Annotated in this window: 14 protein-coding genes; 6 read left to right on the top strand and 8 right to left on the bottom strand. The window is 44.5% G+C overall.

Annotation, left to right across the window (positions count from 1 at the left end; translation table 11 throughout):
- The first annotated feature begins 99 nt into the window (after positions 1-99).
- Both prlC and ACOSVQ_RS18620 read left to right on the top strand, forming a co-directional pair.
- Positions 100-2,142 carry an oligopeptidase A gene (prlC, locus tag ACOSVQ_RS18625; RefSeq protein ID WP_491983923.1) on the top strand — a complete coding sequence of 681 codons (2,043 nt, stop codon included), beginning with the start codon at positions 100-102 and terminating at the stop codon, positions 2,140-2,142.
- A 103-nt stretch (positions 2,143-2,245) separates the two neighbouring features.
- Entirely contained in the window at positions 2,246-2,455 is a 210-nt protein-coding gene (locus ACOSVQ_RS18620; RefSeq protein ID WP_491983922.1) for a hypothetical protein, read from the top strand.
- Here the strand turns inward: ACOSVQ_RS18620 and ACOSVQ_RS18615 are convergent.
- From ACOSVQ_RS18615 to ACOSVQ_RS18600, 4 genes are all read right to left on the bottom strand, one after another.
- The gene (locus ACOSVQ_RS18615; RefSeq protein WP_491983921.1) at positions 2,447-2,890 is read right to left on the bottom strand and encodes a DoxX family protein; all 444 of its coding nucleotides are present in this window, start codon (positions 2,888-2,890) and stop codon (positions 2,447-2,449) included. The genes ACOSVQ_RS18620 and ACOSVQ_RS18615 overlap by 9 nt on opposite strands.
- Before the next feature lie 10 nt (positions 2,891-2,900).
- The gene (locus ACOSVQ_RS18610) at positions 2,901-3,683 is read right to left on the bottom strand and encodes an HvfC/BufC N-terminal domain-containing protein (protein WP_491983920.1); all 783 of its coding nucleotides are present in this window, start codon (positions 3,681-3,683) and stop codon (positions 2,901-2,903) included.
- Entirely contained in the window at positions 3,680-4,525 is an 846-nt protein-coding gene (bufB, locus tag ACOSVQ_RS18605; RefSeq protein ID WP_491983919.1) for an MNIO family bufferin maturase, read from the bottom strand. The genes ACOSVQ_RS18610 and bufB overlap by 4 nt, the downstream gene beginning before the upstream one ends.
- Before the next feature lie 132 nt (positions 4,526-4,657).
- Positions 4,658-4,918, bottom strand: coding sequence for a BufA1 family periplasmic bufferin-type metallophore (locus ACOSVQ_RS18600; RefSeq protein ID WP_491983918.1), 261 nt, complete (start codon positions 4,916-4,918; stop codon positions 4,658-4,660).
- A gap of 310 nt (positions 4,919-5,228) precedes the next feature.
- Here ACOSVQ_RS18600 and uvrD point away from each other — a divergent pair, with 310 nt between their 5' ends.
- Entirely contained in the window at positions 5,229-7,403 is a 2,175-nt protein-coding gene (gene uvrD, locus ACOSVQ_RS18595) for a DNA helicase II (RefSeq protein WP_491983917.1), read from the top strand.
- A gap of 812 nt (positions 7,404-8,215) precedes the next feature.
- Here uvrD and ACOSVQ_RS18590 read toward each other — a convergent pair.
- From ACOSVQ_RS18590 to rarD, 3 genes are all read right to left on the bottom strand, one after another.
- Complete coding sequence (locus ACOSVQ_RS18590) at positions 8,216-8,875, bottom strand: LysE family translocator (protein ID WP_491983915.1); 660 nt, start codon at positions 8,873-8,875, stop codon at positions 8,216-8,218.
- An 81-nt stretch (positions 8,876-8,956) separates the two neighbouring features.
- Positions 8,957-9,751 (bottom strand): AraC family transcriptional regulator, encoded by a 795-nt coding sequence (locus ACOSVQ_RS18585; protein WP_491983914.1) that lies wholly within the window; start codon positions 9,749-9,751, stop codon positions 8,957-8,959.
- Positions 9,752-9,824: 73 nt separating this feature from the next.
- Positions 9,825-10,742 (bottom strand): EamA family transporter RarD, encoded by a 918-nt coding sequence (gene rarD / locus ACOSVQ_RS18580; protein WP_491983913.1) that lies wholly within the window; start codon positions 10,740-10,742, stop codon positions 9,825-9,827.
- 328 nt (positions 10,743-11,070) lie between these two features.
- Between rarD and recQ the strand changes: the two genes are divergently transcribed.
- Both recQ and ACOSVQ_RS18570 read left to right on the top strand, forming a co-directional pair.
- Entirely contained in the window at positions 11,071-12,906 is a 1,836-nt protein-coding gene (gene recQ / locus ACOSVQ_RS18575) for an ATP-dependent DNA helicase RecQ (protein WP_491983912.1), read from the top strand.
- On the top strand, positions 12,899-13,201 hold the full coding sequence (locus ACOSVQ_RS18570) for a DUF3630 family protein (protein ID WP_491983910.1): 303 nt from the start codon (positions 12,899-12,901) through the stop codon (positions 13,199-13,201). The genes recQ and ACOSVQ_RS18570 overlap by 8 nt, the downstream gene beginning before the upstream one ends.
- A 40-nt stretch (positions 13,202-13,241) precedes the next feature.
- Here the strand turns inward: ACOSVQ_RS18570 and ACOSVQ_RS18565 are convergent, their stop codons facing one another.
- The gene (locus ACOSVQ_RS18565; protein ID WP_491983908.1) at positions 13,242-15,071 is read right to left on the bottom strand and encodes an ABC transporter ATP-binding protein; all 1,830 of its coding nucleotides are present in this window, start codon (positions 15,069-15,071) and stop codon (positions 13,242-13,244) included.
- Between the two features lie 137 nt (positions 15,072-15,208).
- On the opposite strand from ACOSVQ_RS18565, the gene ACOSVQ_RS18560 reads away from it, so the two are divergent.
- Positions 15,209-17,338 (top strand): TonB-dependent siderophore receptor, encoded by a 2,130-nt coding sequence (locus ACOSVQ_RS18560; RefSeq protein WP_491983907.1) that lies wholly within the window; start codon positions 15,209-15,211, stop codon positions 17,336-17,338.
- The last annotated feature ends 41 nt before the right edge of the window (positions 17,339-17,379 follow it).

Raw genomic sequence — 17,379 nt, 5'->3', positions numbered from 1 at the left:
AACAGATCACTCTTGAAAATTCACCTTGCTACCTATATTTATTAACCTAACAGACGAGGATATCTCTTCCTCACTACTCTCCATAAAAAGGAATGTTTTATGTCGAATCCACTTCTTAGCTTTACGGATTTACCTCCGTTTTCAGACATTAAGCCGGAGCACGTAAAGCCAGCGGTTGAACAGGCAATTGAAGATTGCCGTGCAAAGATTGAACAGGTACTTGAAGGTAATACTGAACCAACTTGGGAAAATGTGATTGCACCTATCGAAGAAGTGGATGACCGCTTGAGTCGTTTATGGTCACCTGTGAGCCATATGAACTCGGTGGTGAACAGCGACGAACTGCGTGAAGCTTATGAAAGCTGTCTGCCAATCCTGTCTGAATACGGCACTTGGGTTGGTCAGCACAAAGGGTTGTTTGAAGCGTATAAAGCAATCAAGAGCAGCGAAACATTCGAAACCTTAACTCAGGCACAAAAGAAGACCATCAAAGATGCACTGCGTGACTTTGAATTATCTGGTATCGGCTTGCCTAAAGCGGAACAAAAACGCTACGGCGAGATCAGTAAGCGTATGTCTGAGCTGGGCTCGAAATTCTCTAACAATGTGCTTGATGCCACCATGGGCTGGACTAAGCACATTACCGACCAAAATGAGCTAGCGGGCATGCCGGAATCGGCGCTGGCGGCGGCTCAAGCAGCAGCGGAAGGGAAAGGTCTCGAAGGCTACCTGTTAACGTTGGATATCCCTTCTTACCTACCTGTAATGACTTACTGTGATAACCAAGCGCTGCGCAAAGAACTTTACGAAGCTTACGTAACGCGTGCTTCTGACCGTGGTCCGAATGCGGGCAAATGGGACAACACCGAGAACATCGCTGAGTTGCTAAAACTGCGTTATGAAGTGGCGCGTATGCTTGGTTTCAACACCTACAGCGAAAAGTCACTGGCAACCAAAATGGCGGAAACGCCAGATCAGGTTTTGAGCTTCTTGAACAACCTAGCGACAAAAGTGAAACCGCAAGGTGAGCGCGAAGTTCAGGAACTGCGTGAGTTTGCTGAGCAAGAGTTTGGCGTTACTTCGTTTGAGCTGTGGGATATTGCTTACTACAGCGAAAAGCAAAAGCAGAAACTGTTTGAGATTTCTGACGAAGAGCTACGTCCTTACTTCCCAGAAAGCAAAGTTGTTTCTGGTCTGTTTGAAGTGCTAAACCGTGTTTTCGGCATGAAAGTACAAGAGCGTGAAGGTGTGGACACTTGGCATGAATCGGTTCGTTTCTTCGATATTTTCGACAGTAACGGCGCACTGCGCGGTAGCTTCTACCTTGATCTATACGCTCGTGAACACAAACGTGGTGGTGCGTGGATGGATGAGTGTCGCGTGCGTCGTATCAATGCCAATGGTGAGCTACAAACGCCAGTGGCGTACCTGACATGTAACTTTAACCGCCCTGTCGGTGATAAACCTGCGCTGTTTACCCATGACGAAGTGGTCACTCTGTTCCACGAAACGGGTCATGGTATTCACCATATGTTGACTCAAGTGGATGTGAGTTCGGTTTCTGGTATCAATGGTGTGCCTTGGGATGCGGTTGAGCTACCAAGTCAGTTCCTAGAAAACTGGTGTTGGGAAGAAGAGGCGCTAGCGTTTATTTCAGGTCACTACCAAACAGGTGAACCTTTACCGAAAGCGATGCTAGACAACATGCTGGCAGCGAAGAACTTCCAATCAGGTATGTTCATCCTGCGTCAACTTGAGTTCGGATTATTCGATTTCACGTTGCACACTACCTATGACCCAGAAGTCGGTCCTCAGGTGCTGGAAACTCTGGCTGAAGTGAAGAAGAAAGTGGCGGTGCTACCAAGTCTTGAGTGGAACCGTTTCTCACACAGCTTTAGCCATATTTTTGCTGGTGGCTACAGTGCGGGTTACTACAGTTACCTATGGGCAGAAGTGTTATCGGCAGACGCGTTCTCTCGCTTTGAAGAGGAAGGTATCTTCAATGCAGAAACGGGTTCAAGTTTCCTCAATAACATTCTAGAAATGGGTGGCAGTGAAGAGCCTATGGAGCTGTTCAAGCGCTTCCGTGGTCGTGAGCCGCAAATTGATGCGTTGCTTCGCCACTCAGGTATTGCTGCTTAAGTTTCGTTTTATTCAGACAATCCAGTTCAAAAAATAACATAGCCCCGCTTTATCTGGCGGGGTTATTTGTTAGAGTGGATTGGGTTTTGATAAGGAGAGAATAATGAAGCGCCGTAACCTACTAATTTGTTCTTTAACCGCCACATTCTTTCTTCAAGGATGCGCTGAAATGAAGCAAGCGGGTAAAGAAATTGGTCACGCGACACGCGACGCAACAACAGCGGTGGGACATGCAACAAGAGATACCACCAAAGCGATAGGTCATGCGTCACGAGATGCAGTGAACAGCATTCATGACGAGTTATCACAATAAGGATTTTTGACGGATCCATCGATCAACGGACAAAGGTCCTGATCCCCATACTATGATGGTTAACATCATCATTCCCCACAGTTGATGATCATAGAAACCTCTCTCCCAAAGTAGTGGATATGAGATAACGGCTACGGCATTCACAGCGAAAAGTGCGATTGCACTGAGCCTACCAAACAGCCCAACAACAAGAAAAATCGGAATGACTAATTCCGCTGCAGTAGCCAGATAAGCCGCTATTTTCCAAGAGATAAGAGGAACTTGGTATTCCCACTCAAACAGATAAAGAGTGCTATTCCAGGTGGTTATTTTTGTCAGTCCGGAGCTAAAAAATACCCAACTTACCCAGATTCGGCAGATCATCAGTACGGCAGGTGCGAGCAGAGATTCAAACCTTTCAACGGATTGGCTGAGGCGAGCAACGACGGATATCATACAGAGACTCCTAGTGAGCGTTGACCAATGAGAAACCGGCAACGATATTGAGTGCGAACAGTGACGGCAACGCGGTCAGTGCTTCGGGTGGGATTTTACCAAGTGGTATTTGGTTACAAAGATTCGTCAGTAACTGAAATTCTTTGCTGTTTAGTTCTTTTGCCCAAGGTCTACCATGTTCATCACAAGCTATGACTCCTGATTGTGAGTTATTTAGGCTTAGGCTCTCGAAATCTTGTTCGCTAAATGCTCTTTGAAGGTCGTATAAGGCAAAAGCGGCTGAAAACGGAATTACCCAAGCATGAAGATGAAGAATTACGCTGGCGTGCTGCTGTTCAGTGAGAGTGTGGATTGCTTCAATGGGTTGCAATAGCAGCTTGTCGCTCTGAGCAAATGTTTGTTGAGCTTTATCGAACGCCCACTCAAAACGCGCTAAATTACTTGCATACGGTGCGGCGTCGGTGACTTGTTGAAACTGGCTAATCACATCATCAAAATGGTTTCCATAATGACTGACATTACCTTCTGTGGGCGGCGAGCGAAGGATATATTCACGAGATAGTGCGTCAAAACATTCGTCTCCCAACACCTCTTTAAGCATTGGATAAGTTGCCTGCAGTACTTCCGTTAAACTCATGACAAAATTATTGCGGTAGATCTGCAGTCTCTCTTCAGCACTAAATCTTCCACCTATGATATCGCACGCTTCAGCTTGCTTTTGATAGCGTAAACCCTCAGCAAAGGTCGCCTGTAGCTGCGCTAATCCAAATGGTTGTTCTAATCCGAGGCTCATGATGCTTTTCTCGTCATCATGTCTAAATTTGTCAGTATCTCGCTGGCTTTACGCGCTTCTGCCAGCAAAACGTCAACAGGTGGGATATCTAAATCCCATTCAATCAGTGTTCTTCGGCTGCCATGTTTTTCACACCAGTTTTGATAGAGCTGCCAAACTTCAGCTGACACCGGTTTGCTATGGGTATCTATCCATATTTCACCTTGGGGAAGCGTGTTGATTGAAAATCCAGCAAGGTGAATTTCGTCAACCGCATGTGCAGGAATAGCATCAATGTAGTTTTGGCAGCTAAAACCATGATTAAAAGCAGAAACATGTACGTTGTTTAAATCGAGCAACAATCGGCAATCCGTACGCTGTTGAACTTGAGCCAGAAACTCCCATTCTGAAATGGTGGAATGATTAAACTGCAAATAGCTGGAAGGGTTTTCAATCAATATCGGACGTTTAATGACATCCTGAACGTCAAGTACGTTACGGCAAAAGACATTCAACGCTTCTTCGGTATAGGGAAGAGGTAATAAGTCATTGAAATAATGCCCACCATTTTCACTCCAACTTAAGTGATCTGAAACAAAAAGAGGCTGAATGTCGTCGATTAGCGACTTAAGTTGCTGCAAATGGTTGAAATTGATTCTCTGTACTGAACCTAAAGAAAGACCAACGCCGTGGCAGCTAATCTGATATTGGCTACGAATTTGTCGCAGCTGTTTACGGGCAATCGAATGGGGAGAAAAGTAGTTTTCGCTGTGAATTTCTAACCAACTTACTTGTGGCTCCTGCTGGTCAAAATAGTTGATATGGGGAGCGCGCAATCCCACTCCTACTTGGTTATGCAGCATGAAACCTCCGTGAACCTTGCGGTACATTTACTTTAGCGAGAGAAGGAAAGTGGTGCGCCTGTTGAGCAGAAAGCACCACTTAAAGGTGTGTTCAAGCGATTGATAAAACCAATCGATCAAGAAGACCAAGAATTAAGAAGACATGGTACTTCCGCCGGAAAGTTTTCCGCACAAGCCTTTTGGTACAACAACGAAGGCATCTTTCTGAGCATCTTTTTTAGAAGTTCCTGCGCATGAGCTCATTTTAGTTGCGCAGTCGTTTTGACCTGCTTTAGCCACGCCGTAGCATTTTTCTTGTTCTGCTGCGACTGCTGATGTTGCTGTTAGTAGTGTTCCGCCTACTGCAAGTAAGCTTGTTACAGCTGCCGCTACCGCTAAATTTGATTTTTTCATCATCACTTCCTCATGAATTGTTCATACCTGATATCGCAAGTTAACAACTTGTTAATCATCGAACTTGCTTATTAGAAAAGAGAGGAATCGTTACGAAAAACTTTCACTGTATGGAATAAAAAATCGACAAATTAAGTAGGGATGTGCATTAAGCGAATGAAATAATTACCAATATATGTACAAAAAAACTTCAATTATTTTTACCGAGGTTAGAAATTCACAGCAAGATTTTGGCTTGTTTAACGAGCATCTTGGTGGATTTTAGGGTTATAATCGTCGCCATTATGTATAAATAACCAGTAGCCAAGCCATGATGGATCCTTCTCTTTTACTCGACGGTTTAAACGACAAACAACGCGAAGCAGTTGCTGCGCCACTAGAAAACCTGCTGGTGCTAGCGGGTGCGGGCAGTGGTAAAACGCGAGTTCTGGTACACCGTATTGCATGGTTATTATCGGTAGAGCAGGCATCACCGTTCTCAATTATGTCGGTAACCTTTACCAATAAAGCTGCTGCAGAAATGCGTGGTCGAATTGAAGAACTGATGATGGGAAGCTCATCTGGCATGTGGAATGGTACGTTCCACGGTATTTGTCATCGTATTCTGCGTGCGCATTATCTGGATGCGAAGCTGCAAGAAGATTTCCAAATCATTGACTCTGATGATCAAATTCGCTTATTGCGTCGCCTAATTAAAGCGCAGAATTTGGATGAGAAGCAGTGGCAAGCGCGTCAGGTATCGTGGTGGATTAACGGTAAAAAGGACGAAGGCTTACGTCCGGCTCATATCGATGCGTATCGAGATCCTATCACTCAGACTTATCTTCAGCTTTATACCTCCTATCAAGATGCGTGTGATCGCGCTGGATTGGTCGACTTTGCTGAGATCTTGCTGCGAACGTTAGAGTTATTGCGCGATAACAAACATATTCGTGAACACTACCAGTCACGTTTTAAGCATATCTTGGTCGACGAATTCCAAGATACCAACAACATTCAATACGCTTGGCTACGTCTGATGACCGGCAGAGAGACTCACGTGATGATCGTGGGTGATGATGACCAGTCTATTTATGGCTGGCGTGGTGCAAAAGTAGAGAACATTGAGAAATTCACCCAAGAGTTTCCAAGCGTAAATACCATTCGTCTGGAGCAAAACTATCGCTCAACCAAAACCATTCTTGAAGCATCGAACACTCTGATTGCCAATAACAGTGAGCGTATGGGTAAAGAACTGTGGACTGATGGCGCCGAAGGTGAGCCGATTTCTGTTTATTCAGCCTATAACGAACTGGATGAAGCACGATTTGTGGTTGGCAAAATCAAAGCGTGGCACGAAGATGGTGGCTCTTTAGAAGATACTGCGATTTTGTATCGTAACAACGCGCAGTCACGTGTGTTGGAAGAAGCGTTGATTCAGGCTGGTTTGGCATATCGAATTTATGGCGGTATGCGATTCTTCGAACGTCAGGAAATCAAAGATGCATTGAGCTACCTACGCTTGATTGCTAACCGTAACGACGATACCGCATTTGAACGCGTAGTGAATACACCTACTCGTGGCTTAGGCGATAAAACCTTAGATACCATTCGTTTTGCTGCCCGTGATCGCGGTTGCACTTTATGGGATGCGAGTGTTCTGTTGCTTGAAGAGAAAGTACTGGCAGGGCGTGCTGCTACATCGCTTGGTCGCTTTGTAGAATTGGTTAATGCATTAGAAGATGACAGTGCTGAGATGTCTTTGCACGAGCAAACTGACCATGTGATCAAAACCTCTGGTCTGTTTGAAATGTACCAGCAAGAGAAAGGTGAGAAGTCGAAGGCGCGTATAGAGAACTTGGAGGAGTTGGTAACAGCAACTCGTCAGTTTGAAAAGCCTGAAGAAGCAGAAGAGATGACATTGCTAACGGCATTCTTGACTCATGCGGCACTGGAATCTGGTGAAGGTCAGGCGGATGAGTTCGATGATGCGGTTCAGTTAATGACACTTCACAGTGCAAAAGGCTTGGAATTCCCTATGGTATTCATGGTTGGCGTTGAAGAGGGCATGTTCCCTAGTCAGATGTCAGCGGAAGAAGCAGGGCGTTTAGAAGAGGAGCGCCGCTTGTGTTACGTGGGCATGACCCGTGCAATGCAGAAGCTTTACATCACTTACGCGGAAATGCGTCGTCTGTACGGACAAGATAAGTATCACAAGCCTTCTCGCTTTATTCGCGAGCTGCCAGAGAAATGCTTGGATGAAGTGCGTATGAAAGCGCAGGTGAGTCGTCCGGCAAGCAGTGGTCGCTTCAGCCAAACTGTTGTCAAAGAGAGCTTTAATGAAACGGGCTTTACGCTAGGTTCTCGTGTGCGTCATCCGAAATTTGGTGAAGGTACCATCATCAACTTTGAAGGCAGCGGTCCGCAAAGCCGTGTTCAGGTTGCATTTAACGGTGAAGGTATTAAATGGCTGGTTACTGCATACGCGAAATTGGAACGAGTGTAAGTACTTTCGCTTTTTGAAATGAAAACCTAGCCTTAGTGCTAGGTTTTTTTATGCTTGCCAGATTGGATGCATCTTTAGCGGAAGTGAGGATAGTTAAGCAGAACGAGTGCTTACGCCTTCGTTCTATGTTGTTTTTTTCAGATAAAGAAAAACCCCGAGGGCGCGAGCCCTTCGGGGTTATAGTCTTACTTGCAGCAATCCAGCTACTAATAGGTGCTCCCTGCATCTATTCCTTGATAAGTGTGCTGTGTCCTTCAGCGCAATCCTTTCATCGCCATCCTAGCGGTGTCCATGATCTTCCTGATCTGCTAACAATCCTCGTTAGCTCTCATCACTTGTTCCCTGAGCGGTGTCCCTGACATCATCCTGATGCTAAGTCCTTTCCTCATCCAGAGGTGTCCATTGTCATTCCCTTGTCGCTACCATCCTAGTAACGAATGAGTCCGTTCAATGTCCATTTCGCTTTCCATGCCGATCATTCATCCTGAATAACCGTAACTTCATCCTGAAGCTCACTATCCTTAGTGATCCATTTCCGTGTCAGCATCCTTCCGACAGGGTTCATATTACCTACAACGGGGTATTCAGCAACGCAAAGAAAACGTTTGCATGCAGGTATTTTTTGTCTAAAAAGTAACTTGTTATTAAAAATCAGTTGGTTAGTTGTTATTGACGTCATTTTTCCATTATAGAAAGAGATATTTCCCTATCTGTTTGTGAGAGATCTCGCACAAGAGTTAAGGGCGATCCGCCATTTTGTGTTTTGGGTCGAATTTCACAAACATTGAATATCTACCTACGTTTATTCACTTTTAGTGAATGAAACTGGTTAAAGACTGCCAAACAATGGTGAGACCTATAAGAGAAAAAATCACACCACACAGTAAATCGATATAGCGACTTGCCTGATTGAGCTTAGTTTGTAGACGTTCGGTAGATAGCATCCACGCAAGGCTGGCAAACCAAGCCAAAGATAAGCCCCATAAAATGAGCAATGCGATTCCTTTGCCTGTTGCTGACATGCTCGCAGGAACCAATGTCGACATTAAGCTGACGAAGAAAACCAGCGCTTTGGGGTTGAGGATATTGGTCATGAAACCGCGCGAAAACGCTTGTCTCTTATTACTCAGCAATAAAGTTTTTTGGTTGGAGGATGAGCTTTCTACGGATGAATTCCAGTGTGTTATCGTGGCTTTTAGAGCGCCAAAGCCGAGGTAAAGCAAATAGCTACCTCCGCACAATTGTAGCAACGCAAACAATACCGGTTGTTGATGTACCAAATAACTGATGCCAGTAATGCTAAGAAGCGAATGCAGCAAGATGCCAAAAGAGAGACCAAGGGCAATGTACACGCCAGTTTGGCGACCATAGCGAGTGGCGTTTTGCACCACGAGCGCGACATCGGGACCTGGACTCATGAGAGCAACAAAATGCACTCCGGCTAAAGTGATAAGAATACTGGCTTCATTCATATTAAGACTCCTACTGCGAATGACGTGATTGTGCCTCGCCCGATTCTTAATGGCTTGTAAATTTTTGACAGTGTGAAGTATTTAATTTACCGCAGAGGGGGAAACGCCGTAGCAGTGTTTAAAGGCTTTGGTAAAGTGTGCCTGATCGTAGAAACCTACCTGCATAGCGACTTCGGTACCTGTTAAACCACTCTTGACCAGTTTCATTCCCTGTTCGATACGCAGACGGGTTAGCCAAGCGTAAGGTGTCATGTTCATACGCGCTTTGAAATGGCGCTGAAACTGAGTAGGGCTAAGAGAGCAAAGAGTGGCAAGTTGTTCTAAGCGAACCGGCTGATCTAAGTGTGCTAAGAGATACTCTTTCAGCGTTGCCAGTGATTGCTTTCCAAGTGGGATCGCTGCCTTTTGTTCCAAAGCGCCATAGCGTTCAACTAATCCACCCAAACCCTCATAGGGCATGCAATCGAGAGCTAATTGACTCAAGTTTGGTTGCATGAGTTTTTTATGTAGTTGGGCAAGTGGTGCAAAGAGATGGGGATCGCTAATGATGAGTTGTTTAAAGCTCAACATATCACTTGGCTGTGTGAACTCTAGGTTATCGGTAAACCAATTCGGATCGATAGAAAACACTCGCACCTGATAGCCTGACTCGAGGATAGAGCTACCATCGTGAAGTTCGTCGGGCGGCATGATGATGATATCGCCGTAGCCAACATTATGCTGTGTGCCTTGATGGGAGAATTTTTGTTGTCCGCTGGTCATTAACCCGATATGAAAATCCAAGTGATAGTGGCGATCGAAAGCAAACTGATGATAATCAGCTTCTATCAAACTTATCCCTTGATCTTGAGTTGATGAGTAGAGGATTTTGTCCATGTTAGGCTTGGTGAAAGAAACAGCAATTCACCAAGCTTAACGAGTCACATTGGGATTGTCTTGTAAAAAACGATCACTTAGCCGCAGCAAACGTTGCTGTGCGTTTTCTACCTTGGGTTAGTCCGTCATAGCTAAATACCACTAACGCACCCCAGATAAACACAAAGGTGATGGCTTTATCTGTCGAGAACGACTCGCCGTAAATCAGTACCGCCAATAAGAACATTAAGCTAGGGCCGATGTACTGGAAAAAGCCTAAAGTGGAAAGCTTCAATTTGGTTGCAGCACCGGTAAAACACAGCAAAGGCAAGGTAGTCACGATGCCAGCACTGATTAGCAGAATGTTGAGGTGTAAATCGTTATCTGCCATTGAGCTGGTGGCTGAGTTAGCAAACCAAGTCAGATAGATGAACGCAATTGGCAGCAAAACTAAAGTCTCAATGAACAGTCCTGTTTGACCATTAACGCTAACCTTTTTGCGCAGCAGACCATAAAAAGCAAATGATAGTGCTAGCGAGAAAGCAACCACAGGCACAGAACCAAAAACGACGATCTGAATTGCTACTCCAATCGCTGCCAGTGTTACAGCAAACCATTGAAGTTTACGCAGACGCTCACCCAAAAACAGCATGCCGAAGACGACGTTGATCAGCGGGTTAATGTAGTAGCCTAAACTTGCGTCAAGCATATGGTTGGCATTGATTGCCCAAATGAAAATCAGCCAGTTTCCACCGATAAGCAGCGCTGTAGCAATCAGATATAACATCTTCGATTTTGACTGGAAAATGCTGACAACGTTACGCCATTGGTGACTAAAGTGGATGATTATCGCCAAAAAGAAGAACGACCAAATAACGCGATGGCTGAGGATTTCCAGAGCAGGAACGAAAGTAATGGTTTTAAAATAAATAGGTGCGATACCCCACATAGTGTAGGCACCGATAGCCAGTAATACGCCTTTTTTGGCGTTTGTTTGCTCTTCTGGAGTCATTATTTATTCTCGATTGAGAGTGTTCGATACCGACTATAAATGGCAGCACTTACAGAGGTATTACAGAATGTTTCGAAAGGAGTGGGCAGTATATACGCAAAATACCTGACTGTGCAGCTAAGGAATTAAGCACTGGCGAAATAAAATACCGATTGTGCGAAGGTTTGATTTGTCGAACTTTTCTCTTAACCGCTGTGAGTTCGCCATTTTCTTATACATTTAGCGGTTTTATTCACTGTTAAACGTCTCTACAATATCGGGCTAATTTTGATGTTTGCGCATCAATGGATTTACCTATCAATGTATTTACCCATCACTGAGATCTTGCATGACTGCCACTTTAATTGCTGAACACTCTGAGTCACCGTTGACTGCGACAGATGTCCTGCGTGACGTATTCGGCTATCAATCTTTCAGAGAAGGTCAGCAAGAAGTTATTGATACAGCGATTGAAGGCAATGACAGCCTAGTCATCATGCCAACCGGTGGTGGTAAGTCTCTCTGTTATCAGATCCCAGCTTTGGTCCGTTCGGGAGTGACCGTGGTGATTTCACCACTGATTTCATTAATGAAAGACCAAGTTGATCAGTTGAAAGCCAATGGTGTGTCAGCGGAATGCGTTAACTCGACGCAAACTCGTGAAGAGCTGGTCAGTGTTTACAACCGCATGCATGCGGGTCAGGTGAAGCTGATTTATGTGTCTCCGGAGCGTGTGCTCACCAACGAATTTATCGAGCGTTTACACAACATTCCGCTGTCGATGATTGCAGTGGATGAAGCGCACTGTATTTCTCAGTGGGGGCATGACTTCCGCCCTGAGTATGCATTGCTAGGGCAGCTAAAACAGCTATTTCCACATGTGCCGATTATGGCGCTGACTGCGACCGCTGACGACGCGACTCGAAGCGACATCCTGCACCGCCTTAATCTGACTGAGCCTCATATCTATCTGGGCAGTTTTGACCGTCCAAATATCCGCTATACCCTAGTTGAAAAGCACAAGCCGGTTTCTCAAGTCATCCGTTATTTGGGGACGCAAAAAGGGCAGTGTGGAATCATCTATTGCGGCAGCCGCAAGAAAGTGGAAATGCTGACCGAAAAACTGTGCAACAACCACATTCGCGCAGCCAGCTACCACGCTGGGTTAGAGGTGGATGAGCGTGCGTACGTTCAGGAAGCCTTTCAGCGAGATGATATTCAGATTGTTGTCGCTACAGTGGCGTTTGGTATGGGGATTAACAAACCGAACGTCCGTTTCGTGGTTCACTTTGATATTCCAAGAAATATCGAGTCTTACTATCAGGAGACAGGTCGAGCTGGTCGTGATGGTTTACCCGCAGAAGCGATGATGTTGTATGACCCTGCTGATATTTCATGGCTTCGCCGTATGCTGGATGAGAAAGACGAAGGACCGCAAAAGCAGGTTGAAACCCATAAGCTGACCGCGATGAGTAACTTTGCTGAAGCGCAGACGTGTCGTCGCCAAGTTTTGCTTAATTATTTTGGTGAATATCGTGAAAAGCCTTGCGGTAACTGCGATATTTGCCTTGATCCGCCAAAGCATTTTGACGCGACAGATGAAGCGCGTAAAGCGCTGTCGTGTGTTTATCGTATCAACCAAAACTTCGGTATTGGTTATGCGGTTGAAGTGCTGCGTGGCATGCAAAATATCCGCGTGCGCGAAAATGGTCACGATAAAATCTCTACTTACGGTATTGGGCGAGACCACAGCCACGATTACTGGGTAAGCATTTTCCGCCAGTTGATACATAAAGGCATGCTGTATCAAAACATCACCCGAAATTCGACACTGCAACTGACCGAAGAAGCGCGCCCATTGTTGCGTGGTGATATGACGTTAGAACTTGCTGTTCCTCGTCTCGATACTGCTGTTCGCGCGGCTAAATCCGATAAGCTATCGAGCAAGAATTACGATAAGAAGCTGTTTGCGAAATTACGTAAGCTGCGTAAATCCATTGCGGATGAAGATGGTTTGCCACCTTACGTGGTGTTCAGTGACGCAACTTTGATTGATATGGCGGAGATTTTGCCAACTTCTTACGGTGAAATGTTGGCAGTCAACGGTGTTGGTCAGCGCAAGCTAGAAAAGTATGCCGACCCATTCTTAGATTTGATTCAGGAGCATTTAACCCACCATGGTTGAGTTCGGTTTAAAGGAATATCTGGCACAGGAAGGTCGACTGATTGTTCAAACTCAGGCGTTTGAGTTTGATAGTTTTCCTGCCATGGGTGAGCGTTTACTTACTTTGTTGTCTGCAAGCGCAGTAGAGAAACAACAAGATGCTGATCTGCATTCATGGCTGATTGATTTCGAAGGCAGTCGTTTGATGCTGCGCGCTGAGCACTACAGTGAATGTGTGTGGCTAGAAGCGTTGGGTGAAGCTCAGAGCAAAGAAGAACTGGATTTCATTGCCGGCTTGTTAGCTCGCGGAATTTAAGATTTTAGTTCTCCCCCTCGAAGGAGGAGAACTAAGGCGATTATTCCTCGCCAATAAACCCACCAGTTTGGTGAGTCCACAACTGAGCATATACCCCATTTTGAGCAAGTAGCTCTTGGTGTGAGCCTTGCTCGATGATTTCACCTTTATCCATGACGATCAGGCGATCCATCGCTGCAATGGTTGATAGTCGGTGCGCGATGGCAATAACGGTTTTGCCCTCCATAAGCACTTCAAGGTTCTCTTGAATCGCAGATTCCACTTCTGAGTCCAATGCGGATGTTGCTTCGTCCATAATCAAAATCGGTGCGTTTTTCAGTAGTACACGCGCGATAGCGATACGCTGACGCTGACCACCTGAAAGCTTCACGCCTCGTTCACCCACTTCCACATCGTAACCCGTGCGACCTTGTTCATCTTTTAAATCGATAATGAAATCATGAGCGTGTGCTTGCTTGGCTGCGCAGATAAGAGCTTCTTCATCAGCGTTTGGATCGCCATAAAGAATGTTTTCACGAATCGAACGGTGCAGAAGCGATGTATCTTGCGTGATCATACCGATTTGTTGACGCAGAGATTCCTGTGTCACTGCCGCGATGTTCTGACCATCAATAGAAATTGTGCCGGATTGCACGTCGTAGAAACGCAATAGCAAGTTAACTAAGCTCGATTTACCCGCACCTGAGCGTCCAACAATACCGACTTTCTCACCCGGTTTTAGATCCAGATTCAGCGATTGGAAGACAGGTTTATTTTCACTGTAATGGAAATCGACCTGATTAAACTCCACCTTGCCTTGTGTCACTGTCAGATCAGGCGCATTGGCTACGTCTTTGATTTCAACATCGCTGGAGATGGTGTTCATGCCATCTACTACCGTACCGATGTTTTCGAACAGCGCACTCACTTCCCACATGATCCACTTAGACATGCCCTGAACACGCAAAGCGATACTAATTGCAACTGCAATCACACCCACGGTAACGGCGTTATCTAACCAGAGATTGATAGAGAGCGCAGCGATGGAAAACAGCAACAAGTAGTTAATGGCATCCACGCTAAATAGCAGGCAAGTCACCATACGCATTTGTTTATAAACGGTTTTCAAAAACAGCTTCATGCTGCTTTCTGCATAATCCATTTCACGTTGCGAATGTGAAAACAGTTTTACTGTCGTGATATTGGTGTAACTGTCGACGATGCGACCTGTCATTACAGAGCGAGCGTCTGCTTGCTCGGTAGCCACTTGCTTCATCTTTGGAATGAAGTAGAACTGAATAACGATGTAGGTGATTAACCAAATCAGAATTGGCAGCATCAGTACCATATCAGATTCGCCCATCATCCAAATCATCGAAACAAAATAGACAGAGATATACACCAGTACATCGACCATTTTCATCACGGTTTCACGTACTGAAAGGGCACTTTGCATCACTTTAGTGGCAACGCGCCCTGAGAAATCTTTCTGAAAGAAGCCGACGCTCTGTTTCAACATGTAGCGGTGTACTAACCAGCGGATCGACATCGGGTAATTGCCGAGCAAGGTTTGATGCATGATGTTGGAATGCAAAAACGCCAGTAACGGCATAACCAATGCGACAAGAATCGCCATCGACCAGAGGCGACCGCTTTGATCTGCCCAAAAAGTTTCTGGATTTTGGCTGCTTAGAATATCAACCAGTTCACCCATATAACGCAGAAGCGTTACTTCAGCGATAGCAACACAGGCACTTAGAATCGACATGATCAGTAATGGCTTTTCAAAACCACGAGTGTAATGACGGCAAAAAGCAAACAAGGTTTTTGGCGGTTTTTGAGGCTCTTCTCGCGGAAATGCCTCGGTAAGTTTTTCAAACCATTGGAACATGTTTTATTTGACCTAGATTAATGAAATTGAGATTGCTTCGCATTTGTACTTCCAATTGTGATATTTATCAGTAAAATGCTGTACGCATAATAATGATAATGACAATAATTCTCAAATTTTTAGCAGGGGTTTCCATCATGGTAAATACGCGCCCAACAAGGCTCGGACAATCAATCCGCACCGCACTTCGCTTTAGCTTGGTGCCATTTTTTCTTCTAATTAGCCAAAACGTTTTGGCAGAAGACGTTGCCCAAAAAGATTCTCAAGCAGTAGAGACCATCGTCGTTACTGCGTCTGCGCTGAAGGTTGATACGCCAGCGCAAGAAACACCTCAATCTATCTCTGTAATTACACAAGAAGACCTTGAGCAAAAAAATGTTCAAAAGTTAGATGAAGCATTTCGTTATACCAGCGGTGTAGCAACTCAGGTTTATGGTTCAGACAATAACTCTGAATGGTTCCGTGTTCGTGGCTTTGAAGCTACTAGATACCTAGACGGTAACCGAGTATACAAAGATGGTTACTATGCTTGGGTTGTTGAGCCTTTTGGTATGGAAAGATTAGAACTGCTAAAAGGACCTTCATCAATTCAATTTGGTGAGTCTTACCCTGGTGGTGTGGTCAATGCTGTTCAGAAAAAACCAACAGACTCGCCACAAGGTTCATTTAGTGCTTCTGTTGGCAACTTAGCTCAGCGTCAGTTTAGTGTAGATGTTTCTGACTGGGCGAATGAAGACGGTTCTCAACGCTATCGCTTAGTCGCTACCTACAAAGGTGAAGATGGTGTTTTAGACTACACCGAAAATGAACGTTTATACATCGCACCTAGCTATACATTTGATTTCTCAGACGCTACATCTTTAACCTTATTAGCGAGTTTCTTAAAAGATGATGGAATTCCAACTGGTGGGTTCTTCCCTGCGTATGGAACTTATTTTGATACACCACAGGGTAAAATTGATTCGTCAACTAACCTAGGTGATCCAAGTTATGAAACAAATGAAGTTACTCAGATTTCCTTAGGCTATTTGTTAGAGCACCAAATTGACGACATTTGGGCATTTAATCAAAACTTTAATTATGGATATCATGATCTGAAGTTGATTAGCAGTACCTATGGTTGGAGTGCAAACCTGAACACTTCATTTGATAATTTATCTCGTGATATCGTTTACGATGAAGGTGATGCTCAGAGTATTACTTTAGATAATAAGTTTACTGCCAAGTTTGATACTTCAAATGTAAACCACACGCTTGTATTAGGTACTGATGCTCAATATTTTAAAAACAAATATAAATCTCTACCTTGGTCTGCAGGATCTGGTGCGATGTCTCTTGATGATGCGTTTAATCCAAGCTATGGAGGCGGTACACCAGATTTAAGTTCCGCTACTCAAAATAAACGCGAGAAGTCACAGCTTGGTCTTTATGCTCAATACCAAGCAGAGGTTTATCAAAAGCTAATCGCTAACTTGGGTGCACGTTACGATTACGTAGATTTTGAGAATACAGCAGCTTCTACCGAAACATCAGGAAATGTTGATAACACAACATTTAACGCAGGCTTAATGTACTTGTCTGATATGGGATTATCTCCTTACATCAGCTATGCAGAAGCTTTCGAAGTATTAACTTCTATAGATTCGTCAACGGGTGAAGTTTATAAGCCTCAAAGAGGTAAGCAGTATGAAGTTGGTGTTAAATACACGCCAAGTTTCCTTAATGGATATATTAACTTAGCTTGGTTTGACTTAACTCAGGAAAACGCTCTTACTTCAGTGGGTAGCTATACTATTCAAAGTTCTGACACGGATGAAGTCGTATCTAGAGGTGTAGAAGTAGAATCTGTAATTCAAGCGACAGACGCTCTAAGAATCAGCGCAACTTATACTTATACTGATGCAAAAGAAGTTTCAAAAACCAAAGGTGAAATTGACGCAGTATTAATCCCAGAACAGCAAGCATCTTTATGGGTTGATTATAATGTGGCTTCGTTAAACTTACCTGAGCTAACGGTTGGTACTGGTGTTAGATATGTTGGCGAGTCAATTGGTTATCAATCATGGGGTAACTACGATGATAAATACATTGTAAGTAGTTACACCTTGGTGGACTTGATGGCTAAATATGACATTAGTAAACAGTGGCAAGCACAAGTTAACGTGAGCAATGCTTTGGATAAAGAGTATTTAGCTTCATGTAACTCTGGTTACTGTTACTACGGTGATACTCAACGTATCACAGCAACAGTTAACTACAACTGGTAATCCTTTTAAACTCACTCTCATAAACGAGAGTGAGTTTTTTG

It is taken from the genome of Vibrio sp. HM8-C, assembly GCF_058630515.1.
This window is presented reverse-complemented; position numbering and strand designations above follow the sequence as displayed.

What these genes read in the sequence shown, in the direction of transcription:
- prlC (WP_491983923.1), top strand. Translation starts at nt 100, where the DNA reads ATGTCGAATCCACTTCTTAGCTTTACGGATTTACCTCCGTTTTCAGAC.
- ACOSVQ_RS18620 (WP_491983922.1), top strand. Translation starts at nt 2,246, where the DNA reads ATGAAGCGCCGTAACCTACTAATTTGTTCTTTAACCGCCACATTCTTT.
- ACOSVQ_RS18615 (WP_491983921.1), bottom strand. Translation starts at nt 2,890, where the DNA reads ATGATATCCGTCGTTGCTCGCCTCAGCCAATCCGTTGAAAGGTTTGAA.
- ACOSVQ_RS18610 (WP_491983920.1), bottom strand. Translation starts at nt 3,683, where the DNA reads ATGAGCCTCGGATTAGAACAACCATTTGGATTAGCGCAGCTACAGGCG.
- bufB (WP_491983919.1), bottom strand. Translation starts at nt 4,525, where the DNA reads ATGCTGCATAACCAAGTAGGAGTGGGATTGCGCGCTCCCCATATCAAC.
- ACOSVQ_RS18600 (WP_491983918.1), bottom strand. Translation starts at nt 4,918, where the DNA reads ATGAAAAAATCAAATTTAGCGGTAGCGGCAGCTGTAACAAGCTTACTT.
- uvrD (WP_491983917.1), top strand. Translation starts at nt 5,229, where the DNA reads ATGATGGATCCTTCTCTTTTACTCGACGGTTTAAACGACAAACAACGC.
- ACOSVQ_RS18590 (WP_491983915.1), bottom strand. Translation starts at nt 8,875, where the DNA reads ATGAATGAAGCCAGTATTCTTATCACTTTAGCCGGAGTGCATTTTGTT.
- ACOSVQ_RS18585 (WP_491983914.1), bottom strand. Translation starts at nt 9,751, where the DNA reads ATGGACAAAATCCTCTACTCATCAACTCAAGATCAAGGGATAAGTTTG.
- rarD (WP_491983913.1), bottom strand. Translation starts at nt 10,742, where the DNA reads ATGACTCCAGAAGAGCAAACAAACGCCAAAAAAGGCGTATTACTGGCT.
- recQ (WP_491983912.1), top strand. Translation starts at nt 11,071, where the DNA reads ATGACTGCCACTTTAATTGCTGAACACTCTGAGTCACCGTTGACTGCG.
- ACOSVQ_RS18570 (WP_491983910.1), top strand. Translation starts at nt 12,899, where the DNA reads ATGGTTGAGTTCGGTTTAAAGGAATATCTGGCACAGGAAGGTCGACTG.
- ACOSVQ_RS18565 (WP_491983908.1), bottom strand. Translation starts at nt 15,071, where the DNA reads ATGTTCCAATGGTTTGAAAAACTTACCGAGGCATTTCCGCGAGAAGAG.
- ACOSVQ_RS18560 (WP_491983907.1), top strand. Translation starts at nt 15,209, where the DNA reads ATGGTAAATACGCGCCCAACAAGGCTCGGACAATCAATCCGCACCGCA.